This window comes from Protofrankia sp. Cr1, assembly GCF_963555865.1.
Lineage (GTDB): Bacteria > Actinomycetota > Actinomycetes > Frankiales > Frankiaceae > Protofrankia.
Genome location: NZ_CAUVXO010000464.1, coordinates 1 through 4178, shown reverse-complemented (window position 1 = coordinate 4178; position 4178 = coordinate 1). Strand labels below are relative to the sequence as shown.

The 4178-nt window shown below is 62.9% G+C and carries 3 protein-coding genes and 1 pseudogene; 2 read left to right on the top strand and 2 right to left on the bottom strand.

The window, feature by feature from the left end; genetic code table 11:
* Nucleotides 1–473: 473 nt before the first annotated feature.
* Together U9980_RS23790 and U9980_RS23785 are read left to right on the top strand one after the other, a co-directional pair.
* Nucleotides 474–1691: an AAA family ATPase gene (locus U9980_RS23790; RefSeq protein ID WP_322769972.1), complete on the top strand. Its 1218-nt coding sequence runs from the start codon at nucleotides 474–476 to the stop codon at nucleotides 1689–1691.
* The gene (locus U9980_RS23785) at nucleotides 1688–2290 is read left to right on the top strand and encodes a DUF4276 family protein (protein WP_322769971.1); all 603 of its coding nucleotides are present in this window, start codon (nucleotides 1688–1690) and stop codon (nucleotides 2288–2290) included. Before U9980_RS23790 ends, U9980_RS23785 begins: the two co-directional genes overlap by 4 nt.
* A 432-nt stretch (nucleotides 2291–2722) precedes the next feature.
* Here the strand turns inward: U9980_RS23785 and U9980_RS23780 are convergent, their stop codons facing one another.
* A complete protein-coding gene (locus U9980_RS23780; protein ID WP_322769970.1) occupies nucleotides 2723–3724 on the bottom strand; it encodes a response regulator in 1002 nt (333 codons plus the stop codon).
* A 273-nt stretch (nucleotides 3725–3997) separates the two neighbouring features.
* Nucleotides 3998–4178, bottom strand: a pseudogene (locus U9980_RS23775) (hypothetical protein); the annotation flags it as partial.

The following is a 4178-nucleotide window of genomic DNA, read 5'->3' as shown; positions in this document are numbered from 1 at the left end:
TTCATCGTGGTCGTGGACGCCTACCGCCGCAACCGGACCGGAACCACTGCGCCGTAAGGGATTCCGCCGATGTTCGCGCCCCTGTTGCCGGACCCTCTGTGGGAACGATGTGACTCTGGTGTCCTGGCAGCAGCATCAGATTCACGTCGTTAGGAGCGCCTGGCAGTAGGGGCGTGGATCAAGGAGTGGGGCTGGGGCACGTACATGGCAGGACGGCGGCGGGAGTCACTCTGATTGTGGGTATCGACCGACGACAACACAGAGATGCGCATGCCCCGGCCCCGCGATGCCGCGTCCCTATTGCCGTGCGCTCTCCTGCCCCGGATCAACGACGGGTCGCTGTTGTTGCGCCGGCATATGATCGCCACGATGAACTCGGTCAGCGAGGGCGGCAGGGGCTTGTCACCACCATTGTCACTAGGCAGATCGACGAGGATGATCGACGTCGCAACCGCTCGGGGAGCGTCCGTGTCATGACCGCCATCGCCCCCGCCCGGCCGCTCCCGTTCGTCAGGCGGGTCATGATCAGGGACTATCGGTCCGTTGCCGACTGCGATGTCTCGCTCGGCCCGCTTACCGTGCTGGTCGGGTTCAATGCCTCCGGGAAGTCCAATTTCCTGGACGCGCTCCGGTTCGTCACGGACGCCCTGGAGGTGTCGCCCGCGCATGCGGTCTCGGAGCGCGGCGGTCTTGATGCTCTGCTGCGCCGGAGGCCGGATGGGGGTGCCGATTCCTTCGGGATTCGGCTTGATGTGGCGCTCGCGGCGGAGCGCGACGGCGGTGCGGCGGTCGCGGCGACCTACGGGGTCGAGATCGGTCGGGATCCGGACGGCGACCTGCCGCTGCTGGTGATCCGCGAGGAGTGCCGCATCGAACTGCCTGGCGGTCCGGTCGTGCTCAGCGCGACCGCGGGGCGGCGTCGTACCTCCCGGCTGTACCTACCAGTGGAGGCCATCCAGGACGATCGGTATGCGGCGGTCGACACCGCGTTGCGGGCCATGCGGTTCTACGAGTTGGACTCGGCGGTGCTGCGGGCGCTGGACGAGGAGACGACCCGGCGCTCGGAACTCGGCTCCGCGGGTGAGCATCTCGGGCATGTCCTCGGCGCGCTCCAGCGTGACGATCGCGTGGGCAAGGAACGCCTCGATGCCTACCTGTCGGCGCTGGTACCGAACGCGGTCGGGGTGGACGAGCGGTTGGAGGGCCGGTACTCGACGGTTGAGGCTCGTTTCCGAGTCGGTGTCGCGGACGGCATTGAGGTGTTCGCGCGGGAGGCCCTCTCGGAGGGGACGTTGCGGGCAGCCGGGGTGCTCGCGGCGCTGTTTCAGCCACCGGCCTTCGACGGTCGCATCTCGCTGATCGGCATTGAGGAACCGGAGACGGCGCTGCATCCGGCGACGGTGGGCGCGTTGTACGAGGCCCTGGACGACGCCGCGTTGCGGACCCAGGTGATCGTGACCAGTCAGAGTTCGGATCTTCTGGACAGCGAGTACGTCCGGCTCGGGCATATCCGGGCGGTGGCGAATCTCGACGGCGTGACGCAGGTGGGTGAGGTTGATGCCGCCAGTCACGCCATCGTGGCGAAGAAGATCATGACGGTCGGTGAGTTGCACCGGAGCGGGGGGATGATGCCGGTGCAGGCCGATCGCCCGGCCGGCCGGCGGGCGGACGTGAGGCGAGAGCGGGGATGACGCCGACCACGATCGCCATGGTGGTCGAGGGCCAGGGCGAGGTCGCCGCCCTGCCGGTGCTGGTACGCCGGATGGCCGCCGAGCTGGCCCCAGGATCATGGGTGGATCTGCCACGCCCGTATCGGGTCAACCGAGGCACCCTGGTTGGTGCCGGTGGGCTGGAAACGGTCGTCGCGGCGGTCGCCGAGCAGGTCGGCCCGGCCGGTGGTGTCCTGATCATGATCGACGCCGATGACGACTGTCCCGCCGAGCTGGGTCCGCGGTTACTCGGCCGGGCTCGGGCGGTCTGTCCGGGGCTGGCGGTCTCCGTCGTCCTGGCCAATCGTGAGTTCGAGGCGTGGTTTCTGGCGGCAGCACCGTCGCTCAGTGGCGAGCGGGGCCTGGCTCAAGGCCTTGAGTGCCCCGTTGATGTGGAGAAACCGCGTCACTGTAAGGGATGGCTGAGCGCGCATCGTACCGATGGGCGTTCCTACAAGCCAGTGAGTGACCAGGCTGCGCTGGCCGCGCTTGTCAATCTCCGGATGGCCAGGAAGTACTCGCCTTCGTTCGACAAGTTCTGGCGTGACGTGGGGCATCTGCTGACAGGGGAGGAACAGTGATGGGTTCCCGGAGTCTGAGGTGAGGATTACCGGTGGTGCTGGGTCCGGCTTGTTGCGCGGCGGTGATGGCCCGGATGATGGCGTCGTAGGCGAGGTCTTCATGGCGGAACTGGGCGAGGACGGTGACAGTGGTTCACCGAGGGTTGTTCCGTATCCGCCGTGCGGATGCCTGACAGCGTGCGCTCGGAGGGTCTCGAACCCCCAACATCTTGATCCGTAGTCCTCGGCGATATGTTCATGGGTGTCCGCTGACGTCCGCCGGTGCAGGTCGCGGGCCTGGGACCGTCTACCGACGTCCACGGACGTCCACCCCCGTTGCAGTACAACTGCAGTACTGCCGCCATCAAGGTGCTGGTCACGTAGTGTCAGGCGCGCTGGTGGAACAAATGTTCCAGTAGCCTTTAACGCGACGACATGGTACCGACGCAAGATTCATCCGCCCGAACCCAACAACTCCTGCGATACAAGATTGATTAATTGCTTCGAAGAATGAGCGACGGGGGTCCGATATTTTTGAGCTAGCGGATTTTTGGCGGCAGAAGCCGGGTTGCCTGTGTAGAAAATTACTGGAGTATATATCCTCAACTCTTCGCGTAGCATCTGGAGGAGTTCAAAGCCGGCGGAGCGGTGCCTCTTCCCGTCTTCTTGCCGGTCCACGTCCGAGATAATGAGGTCAAATTTTTCTCGTCCCAATTTCTCAGCGGCTTCCGCGGTTGACCTGGCGATAGTTATGAACGTCCCAGCTCTTTCCAGCTCGCTTCTTTCGTAGGAATTGTTTTCAGGAATGTCATCCACCCAGAGGATCCGTTTGGCTAAGAGTGGCCTCAAGAAATTGGATGTGCTCCGCGGATTTTGCACCCCTTCTTGTGCGAAATTGGCGAGCACGCGAACTTGATTCTCAAGCAATTCAATGCGGGCCGCGACCGGATCAGCGGAATCGATGGGTGCCTCGGCCCGCCGCGTCAAGCCGACAATGCCCCACATCGCATTATGATCTCCCGCTGCCAAGGTCGCTTGAAGGTGTTTCTGTAATCGCGGCATCTCGTCTTTAAGTATCCATGGTGTGAGTGACGGGTTATATCTGTGATGGTTGACCAGATTCAGATCAAATGGTGGACTTCCGGTGAGCGTATCTTGCACCAGGCAAACAGGCAGATTCAGCGCGGTCCTGATCCCAAGCTCAAAGAAGACATTTGCATTTAACGTGGACATATCGCATAATAGGAGTTGCGCATCCGTGATCTGCTTTATGATCTCGGCGTGGATCACGGGTGAGCCGACGGTCAAGGGCGAAATCGGCTTGAGTCCGATGTTCTCGATCGCCGGAATGAAAAGATGGTCGAGAACGTGCGCAAAGTGGTCGCCGTCGTTGTCGTAGTCCTCGATCAGACCACCCGGTGTGGAGATCGGCATCGCTATGAAGCACGTATCCATGGACACCTTCTACACTGTCTGCATGCGGCAACCTCAGTTGAGGTCAATGATCCCTTGACTACATACGGTCGACTAAACCTGGGCGGAGGATTCGTCTGCATCGACCATTCACAGGCTGGGCCACAAACCCAACATACCGTACAGTTGATCCGTAGTCCTCAGCGGACCGTCCGTGGACGTCCGTTCCCGTCCGCAGAGCACTGCCTTGCTGCGCTGGTCGGACTCCGCCGTTCGTGCTCGTCCGTCGGCTCGGCTTTCAGTTTGGCTGTCACCTCAGGGAATCAGTGGAAGCTGTCGGATGCGGATGAGGCGGTCGGTCAGCACGACCATGCTTCCGGATTGGAGGGCGTCGGCGAGTTGGTCGAGGTTGACGAGCAGGAGGCGTAGCTGTTCCGCCGGGCGTCGTCCGCCCTCGCGGCGGAAGAGGATGACGGACGGGCTGCCTGCCCCTGAC